Consider the following 19,124-nt stretch of genomic DNA (forward strand, 5'->3'; position numbering starts at 1 on the left):
ATGTTGGTACTGAATACGGCCAACTGCGGTCACTACAAATATTTCACCTCAGACTGATGGTCTGCCTCTTCCAGGCAGGGTCTTGCCATTTGTAGAAAATGCTCAGCGAACCCGGCTTGTCTGCGCCATTTTCAACTTGCAGGCTATCCATGCTGACGACTTCAAAGCTCTTCTTGAATCTGCCTTCGATCTTGGCCTCACGTGCCACCAGCATCTTGTTGGCGCCTGGCACCCAGCCGGCAAATTCAGCATAACCCAGGTCGGGGTCGCTATTGGCTGGCGGCAGGACATCGATGATCCAGCCCTGGCTGGTCTGGTGGAACAGCCAGAGCTCGCGCCAGTTTTCCATCGGTTGTACGGCCAGTGTCAGGGCGGTGTTTTGCGCATTGGCACGGGCAGAAGCTGCCCAGACCACGCTATAGGTGCAACGTTTTGCCAGCGGGGCTTTGAGGTCATGCTTGGCGTCCGTCAGCATGACACAGGTTTCACCTGGCTGTCCTGGTGCAGTGACAACATTAAGGCCAGGCCTGGGCTGAACCACAGGTTCGGCAGCCCAGCGTGTCGCACCTGCGCGCACACCGGCATCGGCATAGGCATAGCCGTCTTCATCGGTGAATTCGTCTTTATTGACAGCGGCCAGTTCAGTCAGGGCGCGGTTGGCGGCTTCTTCAAATTTTTCACCTTTGCGGGCGCGCTGGAAGGCGATACTGGACCAGACGCCAGCTTTGCGCATGCGTATGCGGTTTTTCTGATACTCAGGCAAATTCAGCATATTGACCTTGTCGAGCACGTCAGCACGCCACTGGTCCAGGGCATAACGCTCAGCAGGACGCATGGCCGGGTCTATGCAGTCCTGCCGTGTCAGCGCCAGCGCCGCACGGGCCTTCTGGTCAGGTGTGGCGTTCATGGCCAATACGCGGCGAAAGGCTTCACCGTCGTAACAAAGCTGCATGCGGCCTTCACGTTCATAGCCTTTGATATTGATACCATAATTGGCGACCACTTCCAGATGCGCGGCAATGGTGGCTTCATTCTGCTTGGGCTGTTTGCTTGATGCGCGTTTCGCCAGACGCTCTGCCATGCTGCCAAGCGCATCAAAAGCTTCTGCACCAATGGCATTGGCCGGGGCAGCTTTGAGGTAGGCCGCAGTGTAGCTGATGCCCAGGGACTCTGCACCCGGTGTGTCACGCAGGAAGCGGATGACAGCCAGACTGTCAGGAGCATCGTCTGGCTGCATGGAAACCAGGCGCACCTGAGATGCCTTGATGTAACCGGCACGTTCGCGCCTGTGGTCATAGACTTGCAGATAGTCGAGTTTTTCACCGCGGATTTCCAGGCTGTCGCCCTGCCACAGAACGGCCTGTTGCTGCGCCCCATCCTTGGGGGCGGCGCGCAACTGCGCCTGGTCCTGGGTCACAACAGCCAATACGGCGACAGCAATTGCAATGGCAGACATGATTATTGACTCTCTTTATTTTCGTTAGCGGTTTCTGTCTCTGCTTCGGTCGATACTTTTTGCATGCCCTGCCTGTTGTTCCTGCCACTACCCAGCAAGGTGGCACCGATGAAGCTGCCATCCGTTGGCGGCGGGGCGATGATGACCGAAACCTTGTCCGACAATTTGTCAGCCATGGTTTTTTGTATGAGCAGGGGATGCTTGCTGAGCAAGGCGCCCTCCCTCTCCATCTGCACGCTGGCGACCTTGCCTACCAGGTCCTGGCGGTATGCGTCGGCATCGGCAAGCTTGCGACGGGAATCAGCTTCGCCCTGGGCTTCGATGACACGGGCCTGGGCTGCGCCTTCTGACGTCTTGATGCGTGCCATTTTTTCTGCTTCAGCCTCAAACCTGCGTTGCTCTATCTGTTTTTCCTTGAAAGGCAGTACATGCTTCATCGCTTCCTCCTGTGCCTTGGCGGCGATGATCTGTTCTGCTCCGGCAGCTTCTGCCGCTTTTTCACGCTGTATCTTGGCGGCCTCAGCTTCCAGTGCCGTTTGCTTGACCTGCTTGTCTTTCAATTCCAGGGTATAGCGCATTTTTTCGCTTTCCAGTTCTTCAGCCAGCAGTTTTTCCATGCCGCGCTTATAGTCGGCTGGCAGATCCACCTTGCCCATGGTGACGCCACGCAGGATGATGCCGTCGGCGGCCAGCCTTGGCTTCAGTTCTGCTTCGATCTGCTTCTGGATATCTGCCCGCTTGCTGGAAAATATCTCGCGTACCGTGTAGACGGTGAATGCCTTATAGATCACGCCCTGGACGGCTGGCTCGACAATTTCCGCATTGATATTTTCCGGCAGGCTCCTGGACAGGTTGCTTACCTTGTCCGGGTCCAGTGCATAGCGTATGCTCAGGTCTACCCCCAAAGACAGGCCCTCTACCGACTGGAAAGGGGCCTCGCCATCAGCGCGGCTGCTACGTGTGGGTTTATATAACTGATCCTGCAGCTTGAACAGGCGCAATTCATGCAGGCCAGGTACGACAATGAGGGAACCGTCGCGCACCTGATCCGTACCGCCAGTCAACTGATTGATGCGAACAGCCACTTCACCACGCGGTATGCGCTTGATCGGCGGATGCGTGCTGATGGCATACACTGCGCCACCAATCAGGCTCAGGACAACCAGGCGATTAAAGGTGGTTTTACTGAACATGCCAGATTCCGACGTCGCCTTGGCCCCGGCCTTGAATCCAGAAGCACTTTTGCTGAACACGGAAGACAGGGTGGACCTTACAGCTTGTACCAGGGATTTGATACGGTCAGACATGATAGCTCTCCAATAATGATGGTTTTCTCAGGGTTATCTGCAGCGGCCTTTGCCCTGCTGCCCTGAAACACATCATGCGCCGCAGGCTGCGGAGCATACAATGCTGGAGCAGGGGCAGATTTTTCCGGGACAGGAAGAAGTCTTATTGCCTGTGAAGAAAAACTCACACCTGCCTTATGACTTTTGCCCGGAAAGCGTGGATACTGCTGTTATTGACAAGTCGCCGGAGTAAAAAGTGGTCAAAGTAGCAGTCATCGAAGACGATATGCCCACCAGCAATCAGTTGAAAACCTGGATAGAGGCAGCCAAACCGGGCATACAGGTCGACCAGTGGTTCAGCCGTGACGATGCGGAGGCAGCGATAAGCCGTGAAAACTATGACCTGGTGGTGCTGGACATAGAACTGGGCCGTGAACGCCATGCCGGTGTCGCCATTATCAATGCCATCAACAAGCAGCATGCGACGCCGGTGCTGGTGGTGTCGGCCATGCCGGCGACAATCTACCGCAGCATCATGAAGGCGCTTGATGCCTGGGATTATCTGCAAAAAGCCACCTTTGAAGAAGCCGATTTCATCGAAACCTTTCTGGAAATCCTGCGCTCGGTCAGAGAGCGCAAGCAGCATAAAGAAAGCCTGAAAGAGAACGGCAAAGATGCCGCCAAAACCAGCGTCACAGCAGACCAGCTCAGCATGGACCCCTTGCGCCAGCGCACGCCGATCTGGCGCGGCCAGCGCATCAATCTGCCGCTGACGGCACAGAGAATACTGGCAGCCCTGTTTGCCCAGCGTGGCCAGGTCGTGTCTTATGAAGACCTGTATGAAGTCGTCAAGAGCGGCCGCAACCGCGACAATATACGCAAACATGTCAGCACCATACGCGATGCTTTCCGTGAAATAGACCCGGATTTTGAATGCATAGAAAACGTCCCCATGCGCGGCTTCAGATGGGTCGATGACGGTAACGGCAGGACATGAGATGGGCAAGTTCCTGCTTGCTTCTTACCGTCTGCGCATCCTGTTTCGCGGGGTGTTCCTGTTACTGGCTGTCGCCACAGTCGGCCTGGCACTGTCGGTATTGCAGCAAGAAAAGCAACTGAGCTACAACAATTACCAGGCCAGTTTCAACAAGACCCGCCAGCAGATATCTGCCACCCTGCGCCACCCTGCTGGTCAGCTGGCACTGTTGAACCCGCCAGCCGAAAACAGCCGGGCGTCTTTGCGTCCACTGCTGTTGCCCTACTCTGCCATCGATTTTGATGACCAGAACAAGGTGCAGCAGGCCATTGCCATGTCGGGCTGCCTGGTGCAATACGGGAATGCCGGCGCCCTCTGTAGCGGCATAGGCAATAATCCCTGGGCTGGCGGCTTTATCTATATCGCCGGCAATTTCAATAGCAGCCAACTGGTGTCGCACAAGCGTGGCAATGAGAGCCTGACGCAGGCCCACAGACTGAAAGTCAGTGTCAGCCTGCGCGGCCAGACCTACCGGTGGATAGCACCGTTTGAAGAAGAAACGGCGCCGGCCCGGCAAAACCAGGGCAGCCGCGGACGCTGGACTGGTTTCAATGAAAGTGAAGCAAACAGGCCCAATGCCAGGCCCGTACGTGATTTTCGCGGTTGGGCCTGGCAGCAGGCGATCTGCAACCAGGCCGACCTCGACGACAAGGATGAGGGCTGCCAGAAAAACACCTTCTTTTCCCTGCGCCTGCCCATACCAGTTTTGCAGGAAGCCCTGTTTGAAAAAAAACGCCCGGTCTGGCCGCCGCAAGACCTGGACCAGATGGAAGTCAGCCTGACCGTACTGCCGCCAGATTCTGAACAACCCTTACTGGATAGCAAGAACCTGCCGACTGCCACGCCGTTTTCACTGAAAGACTTGCAAGCGAACCTCATGCCTGGTGAAACCCTGCGCATACGCAAACGCGACGGGCAGGACAGAGCGGACAAACAGGGCGAACAAGGCAAACCGCCAGGCGACCTGATCAACCTGACAGGCGTAGTAGAACAGGCAGAAGAATCCTGGAATATCATCACCCGCCTGATACGCCGCCTGCCGGTTGATGAATACGATATCCCGCTGGAAAGCCGGGAGATCATCAGCACACCGCTGGCCAATTATGACGTCTTGCTCACCGGTGATGTACGCAGCGTCAGCAAGAGCCTGAGCGTGGTCGCCAGCCGGGTCGCCTGGTTTGTCGGCGCCATGCTGCTGGCGCTGACCCTAGCCTGGCTGCTGATCGAGGTCAGCATCATACGCCGCATCACCCTGCTGACAAAACGTGCCGTATCGGTCTCGAAGACGGTTAAATCTGCCGGTGATCTCGACCGCTTCGATGTCAGCGATTTGCGCAGCCCGGACGAACTTGGTGTGCTGGCCAGCTGTCTGCATGACCTGCTCAGGCGAGTCCGCGAAGATGTAGAAAGAGAAGCCATACGTACCGAGCAAGAGAAAGAAATGTGGCATGCGGTAGGCCATGAAATCATGTCGCCGCTGCAGTCTCTGATGGCCCTGCATGGCAAGCCTGACGATCAGAGCAATCGCTATATCAGCCGCATGCAACAGGCGATACGAGTCCTGTATGGAAGTGCGTCACCAAGCGAAGCCTTCCAGTCCACGGTATTGCAGGTATCAGAAATCGATATCGCCCTGTTCCTGAAAAACGTGGCCAGCAATGCACCCATGGTAGGCATACCGGATGTCTTCTACCAGGGCGCAGATGAAGTCGTCATGGTGAAGGCCGATGAATATTCGCTCGAAGATGTGGTCACACATGTCTTGCGCAATGCCGAGCGCTATCGCCTGCCAGGTACAGCCATCAGCATCACCTTGCACAGCAGCGAAACAACAGCCACGATCAGCATACACAATAGCGGCCCACACATCCCTGACGACCTGATAGACAAGATATTTGAATACGGCGTGTCTGACCAGCATGATTCCGCCGCCAATGGTAATCGCGGACAGGGCCTGTTTGTCGCCAAGACCTATATGGCCAAAATGGGCGGCACCATCAGCGTGCAAAATGTCAGCGATGGTGTCAACTTCATACTCAGCCTGCAAAGAGGGATTTAGAAACCCTCATGCATTGACGATCAGCTTGCCGCTCATTCCCTCATGTCCATCACCGCAGAAGTTATCACATAGAAAGTCATACTCGCCCGCCTTGTCGAGATTCAATTGAATATTGATCACCTTGCCCGGCACCAGGTCCATACGCAAATTAAACTCTGGCAGGTTGAAACCATGCGTAAAATCCAGGGCGCTGAAAGCCAGCACGATACTTTCACCGACCCGGGCTTCTATGCGACTGGGTTCATAGGAAAACTTTTTCGCCGTTATTGGTATCACCCGTGGCTTTGTGCGTGAGGCCAACGTCTTTTTTGCCGCCCCTTCTGCCATGGCAAGTTCGGCAAATACCAGGCTTGCGCCGGCCCCCAGTAATGACAAGGACAGGTCCGTACAGAAGAGACGTCTTGATTGGTTCGTTTTCATGTCTGTCATGCCTTTGCTACGGGAAATTCCACCATGCTCGATGTCTTGCCATCGACATCAATTTCCCTGAAGCCCAGTCCCTGGAAGGGTTTATCAGCATTCCATGGCAAAGGTGTACGCTTGTCTTGCGAACCGGGCGCAGGCAGGGGGAAAATCAGGGATTTTGCCGCATGATGGGGAATATGGCCACTCATATGATGATGCTCCTGATGGATGTGACCATAAAACACGGTGACATTGGTATAGGGCATCAGCAAGGCAATTGCCTGCGCGCCGTCACGTGTAGCCCAGTCCCATTTGGGTGCCAGATCAAACAGGGGCCTGTGCGTCAGCACGACAATGGGTGCGTCTTTCGCCTGTTTTGCCAGATCGGCTTCCAGCCAGGCCAGTTGCTTTTCACCCAGACGAGCGCCTGAGTCGGATACATTATCAAGAGCAATGAAATGCACACCTTTATGGTCAAAGGCATAGCTGGTCACGCCAAAATATTCTTTAAATGCGGCACCGGCATCGAGGGATGCATCATGTTCGCCCGGCAAGAAATGTATATTTCTGACTTTCAGGCCACCTATGATTTCTTTAAATTCTGCCATGCGCCGGCGGCGTTCGACCGGGTCATCGGTCGTGTGCGTCAAGTCACCGGTAAAAACGATAAAGTCAGGCTGTAGTGGCAGGGCATTGACACTCTCGACCGCCTTGCGCAAGGTATTCTTCGCTTCAGGATTGGCGTCGCCAGCATAGCCCCAATGCACGTCAGAAAGCTGAACGAAATAAAAGTCAGATCCGGTATATGCCTGCACTGAATTGTACAGGCCAGACATGAACACGACGCCACCACCAACGGCAGCAAGTTTGAAAAAATTTCTGCGGTCCATCATGATATTTCCTTTAACGTGAATAAATGGTTTTGCCCCTTCCTTGTACCCAGGAACAATTCAGCCGCGAATTGGGCTAGTGAGATGTACTTGTGATTGTCTTTAAATAGGCAATCAGATCAGCACGCTCCTGGGCAGTCGGAACCGAGACACCCATTTTTTGACCCGGCACCAGTTTTTCGGGATTGCGTAGCCAGGCATCGAGCAACTTCTCATTCCAGACAAAGCCCGCTTTAGTCAGTGCAGTGGAATAGACATAACCATCGACACTGGCTGCTTTGCGTCCAAATACTCCGGCATGGGCAGGGCCCACACCATTGAATTGTGCAGAATGACAAGAAGCACACCTGGCCTGGTAAAGTATCCTGCCAAGCTGGGGGTCGCCGGCAGCCTGTGCCGCCTGCTGCACTACCAGGCAAACTGTCAGTATCAGTAAATGTATTCGACTATTCATGTAATACGCCTTAAGCTGGGAACCTGTTCTGTCAGCAATGAAGGCAGCAACAGGCAACAATGCCTTCACAGATGCCAATACTCGTCACAGGGCTGGTTTATTCCGCAAACCTGTGAAATATTTTTCATTTTTTTTATACTTTCCCGGGAATAAATCCACCAGATCTTGAGTCTTGATAGCAAGGACCAATACAAATGGGTGTTTTTTTGAAAGATGCGCTGACTGCCAAGGAATTTGAACACCTCGTACTGGCACATCTGGACTCGGCATATAATCTGGCGCGATGGCTTACGCGCAATGATCACGATGCGCAAGACCTGGTGCAAAATGCCTACCTGAAGGCGTTCAGGTTTCGTGACAGTTATCGCGGTGGCGATGCACGCGTGTGGCTCATGACCATCATCCGCAATACCTATTACACCAGTCTGCGGGACGACAAGGCCATGGCAGCCGATGTCGGCTTTGATGAAGAAATACATGGCGCGCTTGAAACGGAAAACGCCGAATCACACTATACCTACAGCAAAGATCCCGCCAGGGCGGCAGAAGATGGTGATCTGAAAAAAAACATCAATCGCGCGCTGGAGAAATTGCCCCAGGTTTTCAGGGAAGTATTGATACTCAAAGAAATGGATGATTTCTCTTACAAGGAAATCGCCGAAGTTACAAACATACCGATAGGCACGGTGATGTCACGGCTGGCAAGGGCAAGAAAGTTGTTGCTGGGATTCTTAAAAAATGAACAGCAAGGGGATGAGCATGGAATGTCATGAAATTCAGCAATTGATGTCTTCCTATCTTGATCAGGAACTCAATACAGAGCAGGCCCTGCAAGCTGGTGAACATATCGCCGGCTGTACCGCCTGCATGGCCGCATTGGAGCAAATGGAAGCTTTGCAGGTAAATGTACGTACACATGCCAGCCATTATGCCGCACCAACCGGTCTGCGCTCGCGGATACTGGCCAATGTGGCACAAAAACGCCCGTCAAAATTGCGCAACTGGCCGTGGGCATGGATCAATCTGGGACTGGCAGGCTTAAGTGCGGCGGCATTTGCTGCAACCCTGGTACTCTACCTGGGGCAGCCTTCTCCTTCACAGACCTTTGATGATGAGGTGTTGAGCAGTCATTTTCGCTCACTGGCTCCCGGACATCTGCTTGATGTGGTCTCGTCAGACCAGCATACGGTCAAACCCTGGTATGCCGGCAAGCTCGATTTTTCTCCAGCCGTCGTCGACCTGTCGGTGCAGGGCTACCCCTTGCTGGGTGGACGGATCGATTATCTGGCCGGGCGCCCTGTCGCAGCCATGGCTTATCAGCGTCACAAGCACATCGTGAATCTGTATTTATTTCCTGACGCGACCGGCAAACCCAACGATATCAGGCTTGACACCAGACGCGGCTATCAGCTTGCACAATGGAACCAGGCAGGCATGCGCCACATTGCCGTATCGGACATGAATGGTGATGAGCTGAAGCAGTTTGTCAGTCTCTGGCAACTGGCCGCAAAATAATGCAAAAAGCGGCGCACCTTCATCAGGGAGGTCAGCGTTGCGGTGCCTGCCAGTTCTCTTCCGGACAATGAAGTCTGGCAACTGATAAGCGCATAGAAAAATAGTCGAAATTACATCAATCTGATGTACGCAGCAGTTTTTTTGTAAAACGCAAAACTTCGTTTTGAAGCTGCTGGCAAAACACGTCGCACCATCGGAAAGCCTGGATTTAGAATGCTTGGCTGGCATGGTGAACTATTTGCCAACTCGCTGAGTCTATCAACCTGGCTGCAACTCTTTGGTCGTGGCCAGACCAGCGACAAAAATAATCAGGCTGAGACCGCCTGTACGACAACAAGGAAAACGATGAAACCACAATTGAAACTGATCGCCGCACTATGCCTGCTGAGTGCAACAGGCCTGGCATTGGCGCAGGCTGAAGACAAGCACCAGTGGCTGGAAGACGTCACCGGTGAAAAAGCCCTGGACTGGGTCAGGGCGCAAAACAAGCTGACTCGCGGCAAGCTCGACAGTGATGCGAGTTTCGGCAAACTGAAAGCCGACCTGCAAGTCGTTCTTGACTCCAAGGACCGCATCCCCGGCATACGCAAGATGGGCGACGCTGTTTACAACTTCTGGATGGATGCAGAGCACCCGCGCGGTGTCTGGCGTAAAACCAGCATGGAAGAATACAAGAAAGCCCAGCCCAAATGGGAAGTCGTGCTCGACATCGACGCGCTGGCAAAGGCAGAAAACGAGAACTGGGTCTACAAAGGCAGCCAATGCCGTGAACCCGTCTATGACCGTTGCCTGATTGAATTGTCACACGGCGGCGCAGACGCGGTCGTCACCCGTGAATTTGACCTGGCCAGCAAGTCTTTCATCAAAGATGGCTTCAATCTGCCAGAAGCAAAAATGAGTCTGGACTGGCGTGACAAGGACAGCCTGTTTGTCGCCACAGATTTTGGTCCCGGCAGCCTGACCGATTCCGGTTATGCCCGCATCGTCAAGGAATGGAAGCGCGGTACCAAACTGTCCGACGCAAAAACCCTGCTCGAAGGACAGAAGACGGACATGGGCGTCGGTGCACAATCGAGCGACCACAAGGGCATACATCGTGAACTGGTCAGCCGCCAGGTCACGTTTTATACTTCCGAGCAATTCCTGCGTGAAGGCGACAAGCTGACCAAGCTTGATATCCCGGCCAAGAGCAATCTGTATTTCTTCGACAAGCAAGCCATTATCACCCCGCGCGAAGCATGGAAGGTCGGTGAAAAGACCTATGCATCCGGCAGTGTACTGGCGATCGATTTTGACGCTTTCATGAAGGGTGACCGTCAGTTCACCGCCTTGTTTGAACCCAGCGATACTACGTCTTATACTGGCGCCACCGTGACGAAAAATTTTCTTCTGTTGCAAACGCTGGACAATGTGAAGAGCAATCTGAAAGAATGGAAATTCGACAGCGGCAAGTGGACATCACGCGAAGTCAAATTGCCTACCCTGGGTGCGGTTGGCGTCAGCGGTATGGATCCCGAAAATTCTGACGACTACCTGCTCAGCTATTCCGACTACCTGACACCAAGTGTCTACATGCTAGCCCATGCCGGTAATGATCAGCGCGAATTGCTGAAGTCAGCACCGGCATTCTTCGATGCATCCGCCTATGAGACCGTGCAGAAATTCGCCACCTCCAAAGATGGCACCAAGGTGCCGTATTTCATGATCAGCCGCAAGGACATGAAGCGCGACAGCAATAACCCTACGCTGCTGTATGGCTATGGTGGTTTCCAGATTTCCATGACACCGTCCTACTCTGGCGGCCTGGGCAAATCCTGGCTGGAAAAAGGCGGTGTCTATGTCGTTGCCAACATCCGTGGTGGTGGTGAATTTGGTCCGCGCTGGCATCAACTGGCCCTGAAAGAAAACCGTCAGCGCGCCTATGACGATTTCGCTGCCGTAGCAGAAGACCTGATCAGCAGCAAAGTCACCAGCAACAAGCATCTGGGCGCCATGGGCGGTAGTAACGGAGGTTTGCTGGCAGGTGTTGCCCTGACCCAGCGTCCTGACCTGTTCAATGCCATCGTCAGCCAGGTGCCATTGCTGGACATGCGCCGTTTCAACCAGTTGCTTGCCGGTGCATCGTGGATGGGCGAATATGGCAACCCGGACGTGCCTGCGGAATGGGACTACATCTCCAAATATTCGCCTTACCAGAACGTCAAAGCTGGCGTGAAGTATCCGAATGTCCTGTTCATCACCTCAACCCGTGATGACCGTGTGCACCCCGGACATGCGCGCAAGATGGCGGCCAAGATGCTGGATCAGGGTCACCAGAATGTCTGGTACTACGAAAACATCGAAGGTGGTCACGGTGGTGCTGCCAACAATGCCCAGCGTGCCGACATGAGTGCGATCACTTATACCTTCCTGTGGAATATGCTCAAGCGTGACAATGACGCTGTTCAAGTTCACTAAGTAGGCAAACAGGCCAGTGAATCAAATTTGCTGGTCGTGTTTTAAAAGCAAAAAAGCCCGGGATATGTCTGCCCCCGGGCTTTTTTTCATCGATTTATTCTGCGCTTCAATTCACTTTATCAGAAGGAAAGCGTATGGTTTCCTTCAACAAGGCCCCCATGGGCCAGGCCAGGTTCATGTTGTTTGGTTGTATAGGTTTGGTAAACCATTTTTCATACAGCCTGGTGATTTCGCCTTCGGCCATCATGCGGGCCATCTCTACATCAATGATTTTCTTGAATGCGGCATCGCCTTTGGGCAGCATGATGGCATAGGCTTCAGATGCCAGCGGATCACCAGTGATCATGAATCTGGATGGGTCTTTGGCCTTGGCTTTCAGACCAAACAAGATCGCCTCATCCTGGGCAAAAGCGTCTACCTTATTTGTTTCCAGCATGCTGAAAGAATCGCCGTGATCCCTGCCTTCGACCAGCTTCATATTCAGGGCGCGCACCTTGTCACGCTCCAGTATGAATTTATCCGTGGAGGTGCCTTTGGTAAAGACGACTTTCTTACCCTTCAAGTCTGTCCAGTTCTTGATACTTGAACTGCTATTGACCATCATGCGCAAAGTAGAAAAGAAATGCGGTATCGTGAAGTCAACGACCTTTCTGCGGTCGGCAGTATTACTGGTTGAACCACATTCCATGTCAGCCTGGCCCGATGTCATGGCCTGTATGCGGTTATCTGCCGTCACTGGTATAAAATTGATTTTCAGTTGTGGCAACTTCAACTCCTTCTTGAGGGAGTCGACTATTTTTTTGCAGATATCGATGGTGTAGCCAACTGGTGCTTTGGTATCCGACAAGTAAGAAAATGGCAAAGCTGATTCACGATAGGCGATATTGATGGTCTGGTTTTTCTTGATATGTTCCAAAGTGTCAGCTGATGCCAGTTGAGCAAGAACGGCGGCAGACGCAAATACGCCAACCTGAAAAATAATGCGCAATTTCATATGATTTCCTTATGCCCTATATGACAACATTAACTGTCTGAGCATTTTGCTGGGTGCTGCTGCAAAAGATGTTCAGGTGCAGCCTGAGCTGAACTTGCCTGAATATAAGTGATACGAGAGGGCCAGGTAATCTGGTCCGGTTATTTGCAAAAGCGCGGGGGTTTTAACAGTGAGGTACCAGATTATATCGTGGTCTGGCCATATTGCGGGAGAGGTAAACCTCTAGGTTTCAATCCAGCTAATAAGCATGAGTCAGTAAGTTGGCAAAAGACTGTCGCAATGATATGCTTAAAAAACAAAAATGCCGTCAGCGGTCAGTCTTCTACAACCTTGCGTTGCATATCAGCCAGGTAAGCATCGAGTTCAGCGGTACTGGTAAAAATTTCATTCAGGGGTGCTGCGCGGACGATTTCAAACACTTTCTGTACCTGGCGGCTAAGATTAACAAAATAAGTTGCACCACCATGATTGCGCATGGTCTTGCGTATTTTGGCCAGGACCCGCAAACCCTCGCTGGAGATAAAGGTTAATGCTTCCATGCTCACAACCAGGGTTTTTACTTCTTCACTGACGCTATTGGCAAAAAACTGTTCGAGGTCGGCCGCTGTGCTGGTATCGAGGCTGCCCGACAAATCCAGTTTTGCCGTTGGTAACTGCGTTTCATCTATGGAGATTTCTAACACTGTCTGTCCTCTGTTGTTCAGGTTCAGGGTTTGACGAGAAATTTACGTATGTGCAGACTATTATGGCCTTGTACATAGTTGTAGTCGATATGATCAGCCAGGGCATTCACCAGATACAGGCCCAGGCCACCTTCCGGGCGATCGGCAAAATCCGTTTCCAGGTCGGGCTGGCTGATACCTTGCAGGGGATTGTAGGCATGGGAATTATCGACCACGTCGAGCACTACTTCTTTCTCTTGCAAATGCACATCCAGCCGTATGGACGCCGGGTCCTGGTCTGTCGCACCATGCCTGAGTACATTCACCAGCACTTCTTCTGTAATCAGTTGCAGATCATCGACCACTTCATCACTGACTTGCTGGGCATGCAACAAGCCCGCCAGGCTGGGCTTGACCTGATCATAGGCAAGCAGCTGACCATTGAGACTGATTTTCCAGTCGGCAAAAGCCGGTTTTCTTCGTTTGGCCTGAGGATGAAATTGCATGCTTAGTAGTGTCAAATCGTCAAACTGCGGGGCTTGCGCAATAAACTGCTGATGCGCCAGTGTCACTATACGGATAACGTCTGCTGCAAATGCCGGTGCCTGTTGGCTAATTGTAGTCTGTAATCGGCTTTCTGAGAATTCTTCATTATCCTGGTTCCTGGCTTCAGTGATGCCATCGGTGTACATGACGACAATATCCTGGCCAAGCAGGCTTATTTCAAACTGCGGGAAACTGGCATCTTCTTCCAGCCCGAGTGCAGGCCCGGTCTCCAGCGTCAGTTTGCTGACCTGACCATCACGCAATAACAGGGGAGCATCGTGACCGGCACTGGCATATTGCATCTTGCACGTGCTTAAGTCGAGGATGGCAAAAAACATGGTGACAAAACGGCACTCAGGGTTATTGGCAACCAGCTCGCGATTGACGGCCAGCAGCAATGCGCCAGCAGAACCGCTCTGATGCGCCAGGGTACGTATCAGACTGAGCGTACGCGCCATGAGCAGGGCCGCCGGCATGCCCTTGTTCGCCACATCCCCTATCGCCATGCATATGCGGTCCTCTGCCACATGAAAGTAGTCATACAGGTCACCGCCAACTACCCTGGCCGGTTGCAGCAGAGAACTCATGCTGTAACGCGGGTCCGCCGCTGCTTCGGCACTGGGTAGCATGGCTTGCTGTATCTGGGCGGCTATGGCCAGTTCACTTTCCATGCGCTGCCGGGCTGCGGTAACTTCCTGCAGTTCCAGGATATGCAGCTTCAATGAGTCACGCATGCGCCGGAAAGAGCGCGACAGACGGCCGACTTCGTCGCTGCGCGGTATCTTGACGAGCTCAGTATCCAGGTTGCCCTGGGTAATTTCTTCCGTGCTTCTGCTCAGGTCGCGCAAGGCTTTTGTGGTATGCCTTGACACCAGGGCAATGGCAATACACATGAGCAACATGTCCTTGCCCATGGACAGGATGATGATCAGGAAATATTTTTGCAGGTGATGTGTCATCTCTTGCGCAGGCAGTTCAAAACCAAGAACCAGGGGCAGATCGGGCAAATCACTGCTGAGCACGATATCTCTGTTGTGCGGACTGCCTGCCGTGGCTGATGTGGCCTCAGGCAGGATATCGCCGTTGAGTTTATTACTGACCCTTGCCCGCCCCATGAAGCCCTGGTCCAGGGCATCGACGACATACAGTTTTTTTTGCAGGTCCAGCAAGACTGTCTGCAAATCGATAAGCAGTGCTACATCCTGCTGGATCAGCTTATCCACCTGGCGCCGCTTGCAAAAAACCAGATTGTGTTGTCCGGCCGGACTTAACCAATAAGCACTTTCATCTTTCTTATTACATAAGGACAATAAAGCCTGGGCGGCGTCTTTCTTTCCGGAGCTCAAGGTTTGTCCGTTGTCCATGGAAACAGTCAAACCTGTCCATTGCTCTGCTGCAGGTGATTTGCTGTGTAGCGCAATTTCACGAATGAATTGTCTGCTGCTCAATGCATTCCATATTTCTTCGGGATCATTGATATGCGTGCCATCTAACTGCGCCAGGGCCAGCGCATCGTGACTGACCTGGCCGAGGGCGAAGCGTATCTGCATGGCTTGTGCATCCAGCCTTGACTGGGCAACCTGCCTGACCCAGCCTGTCACCACTTGCTCAAGCAGGGAGCGCATCTGATAAAAAGATAACCCATATATCAGCAGGGCAGCCATCACACAGGCAAAAACCAGGCGGTAGGTGATACTGGTAAATTGAAGGTACCTTATCTTTATCACAATTGGCCATTCATACAATGAGGAGCGAGACTTGAGGATACTGTATCATTTCTGCCTTTGCCATCATCTGAGGCACTTGCTTTTTTCACATGAAACCAATTTTCGTCCACATGGTCACAAACTGATATGAGTTTGTACCAGCTGATTGCCCAATTTATCCGCCTGCACTGGCGCCAGTATGTCGGTGCCGGCCTGATGCTGTCTACCATTGCCCTGCTGACCGTATTGATACCACGCCGCGTGGGCAGTGTCATCGATGGCTTGGTGGCTGGCCGCCTGGACCAGACCGGCTTGTTGCAGGAATTGTCGTGGCTGGCTGTCATGGGCCTGGCAATCTATTTTTTACGGGTGGGCTGGCGTACCCAGTTATTTGCTGCTTCTTACAAGCTGGGCATGCAATTGCGCACCCGCCTGTATCAAAGACTGAGCGTGCAGGGTGCAGATTTTTTCCAGCAGCAAAGGACCGGCGACCTGATGGCGCTGGGCACCAATGATGCCGACACCATAGAACTGGCCGCTGGCGAAGCGGCGCTGGCCGGTTTTGATGGCAGCACGACCTTTGCCCTGGTCATAGGCATGATGTTGCTTGGCGTGGACTGGCGCCTGGCATTGGCGGCGCTGCTGCCTTTCCCTTTCATGGCGCTGGCATTCAAACACATCACCAACAAGATTCATGATGCTTCACGCGACTCATTGGAGCGTTTCAGCAAGCTCAATGAACACGTGCAAGAGAGCCTGGCCGGCGTGCGTACCCTGCGTGCCCTGGGCCTGGAACAGCGCAGTGCTGCCCAGTTTGCCGAACTGGCTGAACAGGCTTCCGCCGCCAGCCTCAGCTCGCAACGCTGGGAAGCGGCATATGAGCCCGCCGTCGGCCTGACATTGACAGCAGCAGGCTTGCTGACTTTGAGTGTAGGTGGCTACCTGGTCTGGCAGGGTGAGATGAGCATCGGAACACTGACCAGCTTTTCCATGTACCTGGGTCAGCTTATCTGGCCGATGTTCGCTGCCGGCTGGGTACTGTCGCTGCTGGAACGTGGCAAGGCGGCCTGGGCCAGGCTGGAGCCGGTACTGACACAGGAGCTCAGCGTCAATGACGATGGTGAACTGCACAGCATGCCACAGGGCGAGTTGCGCATGACAGGTATCAGTTTTCATTACCCTGCTCAGGCCAGGGCGGCCTTATCAGATATTCATATCCGTATCGCTCCAGGGCAAACCCTGGGCATAGTCGGGCCGACCGGGTCAGGCAAGTCAAGCATCATCCGCCTGCTGTTAAGGCAGATAGAAACCGCACAGGGCAGTATCAGCTGGGGTGGCCATGCGCTGACAGAATACCGCCTGCATGCCTTGCGACAGGCAATCAACTGGGTAGCGCAGGAACCGTTTTTATTTTCAGCGTCGATAGCTGACAATATCAGCCTGGGCAATCCGGACGCCAGCCGTGCCGATATAGAGCGCGCGGCAAAACTGGCCTCGGTGGATGAAGACATACGACGTTTCCCGCATGCTTATGACACCCTGGTTGGTGAACGTGGCGTCACACTGTCAGGTGGACAAAAGCAGCGCGTCGCCATTGCCCGTGCACTGTTGACTGCCAGCCCCTTATTGCTGCTCGACGATGCCTTGTCTGCCGTCGATACCCAGACCGAAACCAGCATACTCGCGCACCTGGCAGAACTGCGCCAGGAATACCCTGAACGCAGTGCCGTCATCGTCAGTCACCGCCTGAGCGCCGTCGTCGATGCAGACCATATCGTGGTCTTGCGCGAAGGGAGAATCGTAGAGCAAGGTCGTCATCAGGCCCTGCTTGACCTGAATGGCTGGTATGCAACGCAATGGCGTTATCAACAATTGGAAGCAAGCCTGGATGCAGCCTGATATCAATACAAAAAAACCTGCAGCCGTATCGGAAAAGAAGCAGGCGATACGTCTGCTCATGCATGCAGCCAGCACGGAACACCGTCACCTCTGGCTCGGTGTCCTGTTTCTGTTTATCGCTGCCGGACTGGAAGCTGCCGGCCCTTTGCTGGGCAAGGCTTTCATCGACCATTATCTGTTGCCGCACAAATTGGATATGAATATGGTGGCCGGCCTGCTGGCTGCCTACATCCTGACGGGCTGGGGCGCCACCTGGCTGCGCTACCTGCAACTGACGCGCCTGGCCGGCGTCGCCATGCGTTCGGTACGCAGGCTGCGTGAACAAGTGTATGAACATGTGTTGCGTTTGCCCATGGCTTTCTTTGACAAGGCCATCACCGGACAACTGGTCAGCCGGGTGACGAACGACACTGAAGCCGTCAAGAGCCTGTATGTGCAAGTCCTGTTCGTCATGCTTGACAGCAGCATTGTCGTGATCGGCGCCCTGGCCGCCATGGCCTGGCTGGAGTGGCGGTTGATGCTGGTGGTAGCCGTGCTGATACCGGCAGTGATCGTCATCGTCTGGTTTTACCAGCGCTGGAGCGCACCTGCGGTCACCCGCGCGCGGCAATTGCGCAGCGAGATCAATGCCCAGGTGGCAGAAAGCATCAATGGCATGAGCGCCCTGCAGGCCAGTAACGCCACGCAAAGATTTGGCGAGCGCTTTGCCAGCACCAACCAGCAGCATTATGCCGCCAGACTCGATGAGTTGCGCGCCAATTCCTGGCTGTTGCGGCCAGCGCTGGACCTGATGAATTCGCTCTTGCTGGTGGTCGTGATTTTCTGCTTTGGCCAGCGCAATTTTTCCGGCCTTGAGATAGGCATATTGTATGCCTTCGTCAGCTACATCGCCCGCGTGGTCGAGCCGCTGATACAGATCACCCTGCAATTTGGTCAGATACAACAGGCCATCGTCTCGGCAGCCAGGGTCAATACCCTGCTCAATGAACATCAGGCGCCGGTGGCCAGCAGTGATGCCCGGATAGCTGAAGGTGCGCTGAAACTGGAGCAGGTCAGTTTCGGTTATGACCCGGCCAGACCGGTCTTGCAAGATTTCAACCTGGAGATACCGGCCGGCAGCTTCTATGGCATTGTCGGCCACACTGGCAGCGGCAAGTCTACCCTGCTCAGCCTCTTGCTGCGTTTTTATATTGCCCAATCCGGCCGCATCAGCATTGATGACCAGCCGCTCAACAGTTTTTCGGATGAGCACTTCCGCGCCAAGGTGGGCCTGGTGCCGCAGGAACCTTTTTTGCTGGCGGCCAATGCACGTGAAAACATTGCCATGGGACGCGATATTGCCGAAGCGGACATCATCGCTGCAGCCAAAGCCGCTCATGTCCATGATTTCATCCTGCAACTGGAGCACGGTTACGACACACCGCTGGGTGAAGGCGGCGCCCGCCTGTCAACCGGGCAAAAGCAATTACTGGCGATTGCCCGCGCCCTGGCCGGCAAGCCGCGCATCCTGTTCCTGGACGAGGCCACCTCACATATCGACAGCGAAACCGAACAGGTGGTGCAACTGGCGCTGACAGAATTACGTGGCCAGGTCAGCATCATTGCAATTGCCCACAGGCTGTCGACCATCCGTGATGCTGATCGCATCATCGTACTCAATCACGGCAAACTGGCTGAGCAAGGTAGTCATCAAGAATTAATGCAGATGGAACAAGGCATCTACCAACGCCTGTACCTGCTGCAAACCCTGGAAGAGTAA

General features: G+C 53.8%; 15 protein-coding genes. 7 read left to right on the forward strand and 8 right to left on the reverse strand.

The features are described from left to right. Positions 1 to 43: 43 nt before the first annotated feature. Together LZ463_RS00580 and LZ463_RS00585 are read right to left on the reverse strand one after the other, a co-directional pair. Entirely contained in the window at positions 44 to 1,456 is a 1,413-nt protein-coding gene (locus LZ463_RS00580) for a hypothetical protein (RefSeq protein WP_241452760.1), read from the reverse strand. A gap of 2 nt (positions 1,457 to 1,458) precedes the next feature. Next, positions 1,459 to 2,763: an SPFH domain-containing protein gene (locus LZ463_RS00585; protein WP_241452763.1), complete on the reverse strand. Its 1,305-nt coding sequence runs from the start codon at positions 2,761 to 2,763 to the stop codon at positions 1,459 to 1,461. 235 nt (positions 2,764 to 2,998) lie between these two features. On the opposite strand from LZ463_RS00585, the gene LZ463_RS00590 reads away from it, so the two are divergent. After that, the gene (locus LZ463_RS00590; RefSeq protein WP_241452767.1) at positions 2,999 to 3,739 is read left to right on the forward strand and encodes a response regulator transcription factor; all 741 of its coding nucleotides are present in this window, start codon (positions 2,999 to 3,001) and stop codon (positions 3,737 to 3,739) included. After that, on the forward strand, positions 3,717 to 5,837 hold the full coding sequence (locus LZ463_RS00595) for a sensor histidine kinase (protein WP_241452768.1): 2,121 nt from the start codon (positions 3,717 to 3,719) through the stop codon (positions 5,835 to 5,837). The genes LZ463_RS00590 and LZ463_RS00595 overlap by 23 nt, the downstream gene beginning before the upstream one ends. A 6-nt stretch (positions 5,838 to 5,843) precedes the next feature. On the opposite strand, the gene LZ463_RS00600 is transcribed toward LZ463_RS00595, so the two are convergent. The 3 genes from LZ463_RS00600 to LZ463_RS00610 form a co-directional block, all read right to left on the reverse strand. Then, the gene (locus tag LZ463_RS00600) at positions 5,844 to 6,257 is read right to left on the reverse strand and encodes a cupredoxin domain-containing protein (RefSeq protein WP_241452770.1); all 414 of its coding nucleotides are present in this window, start codon (positions 6,255 to 6,257) and stop codon (positions 5,844 to 5,846) included. A gap of 5 nt (positions 6,258 to 6,262) precedes the next feature. Next, a complete protein-coding gene (locus LZ463_RS00605) occupies positions 6,263 to 7,132 on the reverse strand; it encodes a metallophosphoesterase family protein (RefSeq protein WP_241454259.1) in 870 nt (289 codons plus the stop codon). Positions 7,133 to 7,208: 76 nt separating this feature from the next. Beyond that, positions 7,209 to 7,586, reverse strand: coding sequence for a c-type cytochrome (locus LZ463_RS00610; RefSeq protein WP_241452771.1), 378 nt, complete (start codon positions 7,584 to 7,586; stop codon positions 7,209 to 7,211). A gap of 194 nt (positions 7,587 to 7,780) precedes the next feature. On the opposite strand from LZ463_RS00610, the gene LZ463_RS00615 reads away from it, so the two are divergent. From LZ463_RS00615 to LZ463_RS00625, 3 genes are all read left to right on the forward strand, one after another. Continuing rightward, entirely contained in the window at positions 7,781 to 8,359 is a 579-nt protein-coding gene (locus LZ463_RS00615; RefSeq protein WP_241452776.1) for a sigma-70 family RNA polymerase sigma factor, read from the forward strand. Next, positions 8,346 to 9,101, forward strand: coding sequence for an anti-sigma factor family protein (locus LZ463_RS00620; protein ID WP_241452777.1), 756 nt, complete (start codon positions 8,346 to 8,348; stop codon positions 9,099 to 9,101). Before LZ463_RS00615 ends, LZ463_RS00620 begins: the two co-directional genes overlap by 14 nt. A gap of 213 nt (positions 9,102 to 9,314) precedes the next feature. Beyond that, entirely contained in the window at positions 9,315 to 11,558 is a 2,244-nt protein-coding gene (locus LZ463_RS00625) for a prolyl oligopeptidase family serine peptidase (protein WP_241452785.1), read from the forward strand. 106 nt (positions 11,559 to 11,664) lie between these two features. Here LZ463_RS00625 and LZ463_RS00630 read toward each other — a convergent pair whose 3' ends face one another. From LZ463_RS00630 to LZ463_RS29185, 3 genes are all read right to left on the reverse strand, one after another. Then, on the reverse strand, positions 11,665 to 12,552 hold the full coding sequence (locus LZ463_RS00630; protein WP_241452786.1) for an amino acid ABC transporter substrate-binding protein: 888 nt from the start codon (positions 12,550 to 12,552) through the stop codon (positions 11,665 to 11,667). Positions 12,553 to 12,866: 314 nt separating this feature from the next. After that, on the reverse strand, positions 12,867 to 13,235 hold the full coding sequence (locus tag LZ463_RS00635; RefSeq protein ID WP_241452787.1) for an STAS domain-containing protein: 369 nt from the start codon (positions 13,233 to 13,235) through the stop codon (positions 12,867 to 12,869). Between the two features lie 23 nt (positions 13,236 to 13,258). Continuing rightward, positions 13,259 to 15,487: an ATP-binding SpoIIE family protein phosphatase gene (locus LZ463_RS29185; protein ID WP_241452792.1), complete on the reverse strand. Its 2,229-nt coding sequence runs from the start codon at positions 15,485 to 15,487 to the stop codon at positions 13,259 to 13,261. 126 nt (positions 15,488 to 15,613) lie between these two features. Between LZ463_RS29185 and LZ463_RS00645 the strand changes: the two genes are divergently transcribed. Together LZ463_RS00645 and LZ463_RS00650 are read left to right on the forward strand one after the other, a co-directional pair. Then, entirely contained in the window at positions 15,614 to 17,365 is a 1,752-nt protein-coding gene (locus tag LZ463_RS00645) for an ABC transporter ATP-binding protein (protein WP_241452796.1), read from the forward strand. Further along, positions 17,355 to 19,124, forward strand: a complete 1,770-nt coding sequence (locus tag LZ463_RS00650) for an ABC transporter ATP-binding protein (RefSeq protein ID WP_489686077.1) — start codon at positions 17,355 to 17,357, stop codon at positions 19,122 to 19,124. Before LZ463_RS00645 ends, LZ463_RS00650 begins: the two co-directional genes overlap by 11 nt.

The organism is Undibacterium paludis (assembly GCF_022568815.1).
Classification (GTDB): Bacteria; Pseudomonadota; Gammaproteobacteria; order Burkholderiales; family Burkholderiaceae_D; genus Undibacterium.

Bases quoted from the DNA above. Each gene is read 5' to 3' on its own strand.
- LZ463_RS00580 (WP_241452760.1), bottom strand. From the start codon at position 1,456: ATGTCTGCCATTGCAATTGCTGTCGCCGTATTGGCTGTTGTGACCCAG.
- LZ463_RS00585 (WP_241452763.1), bottom strand. From the start codon at position 2,763: ATGTCTGACCGTATCAAATCCCTGGTACAAGCTGTAAGGTCCACCCTG.
- LZ463_RS00595 (WP_241452768.1), top strand. From the start codon at position 3,717: ATGACGGTAACGGCAGGACATGAGATGGGCAAGTTCCTGCTTGCTTCT.
- LZ463_RS00600 (WP_241452770.1), bottom strand. From the start codon at position 6,257: ATGAAAACGAACCAATCAAGACGTCTCTTCTGTACGGACCTGTCCTTG.
- LZ463_RS00605 (WP_241454259.1), bottom strand. From the start codon at position 7,132: ATGGACCGCAGAAATTTTTTCAAACTTGCTGCCGTTGGTGGTGGCGTC.
- LZ463_RS00610 (WP_241452771.1), bottom strand. From the start codon at position 7,586: ATGAATAGTCGAATACATTTACTGATACTGACAGTTTGCCTGGTAGTG.
- LZ463_RS00615 (WP_241452776.1), top strand. From the start codon at position 7,781: ATGGGTGTTTTTTTGAAAGATGCGCTGACTGCCAAGGAATTTGAACAC.
- LZ463_RS00620 (WP_241452777.1), top strand. From the start codon at position 8,346: ATGGAATGTCATGAAATTCAGCAATTGATGTCTTCCTATCTTGATCAG.
- LZ463_RS00625 (WP_241452785.1), top strand. From the start codon at position 9,315: ATGCTTGGCTGGCATGGTGAACTATTTGCCAACTCGCTGAGTCTATCA.
- LZ463_RS00630 (WP_241452786.1), bottom strand. From the start codon at position 12,552: ATGAAATTGCGCATTATTTTTCAGGTTGGCGTATTTGCGTCTGCCGCC.
- LZ463_RS00645 (WP_241452796.1), top strand. From the start codon at position 15,614: ATGAGTTTGTACCAGCTGATTGCCCAATTTATCCGCCTGCACTGGCGC.
- LZ463_RS00650 (WP_489686077.1), top strand. From the start codon at position 17,355: ATGCAGCCTGATATCAATACAAAAAAACCTGCAGCCGTATCGGAAAAG.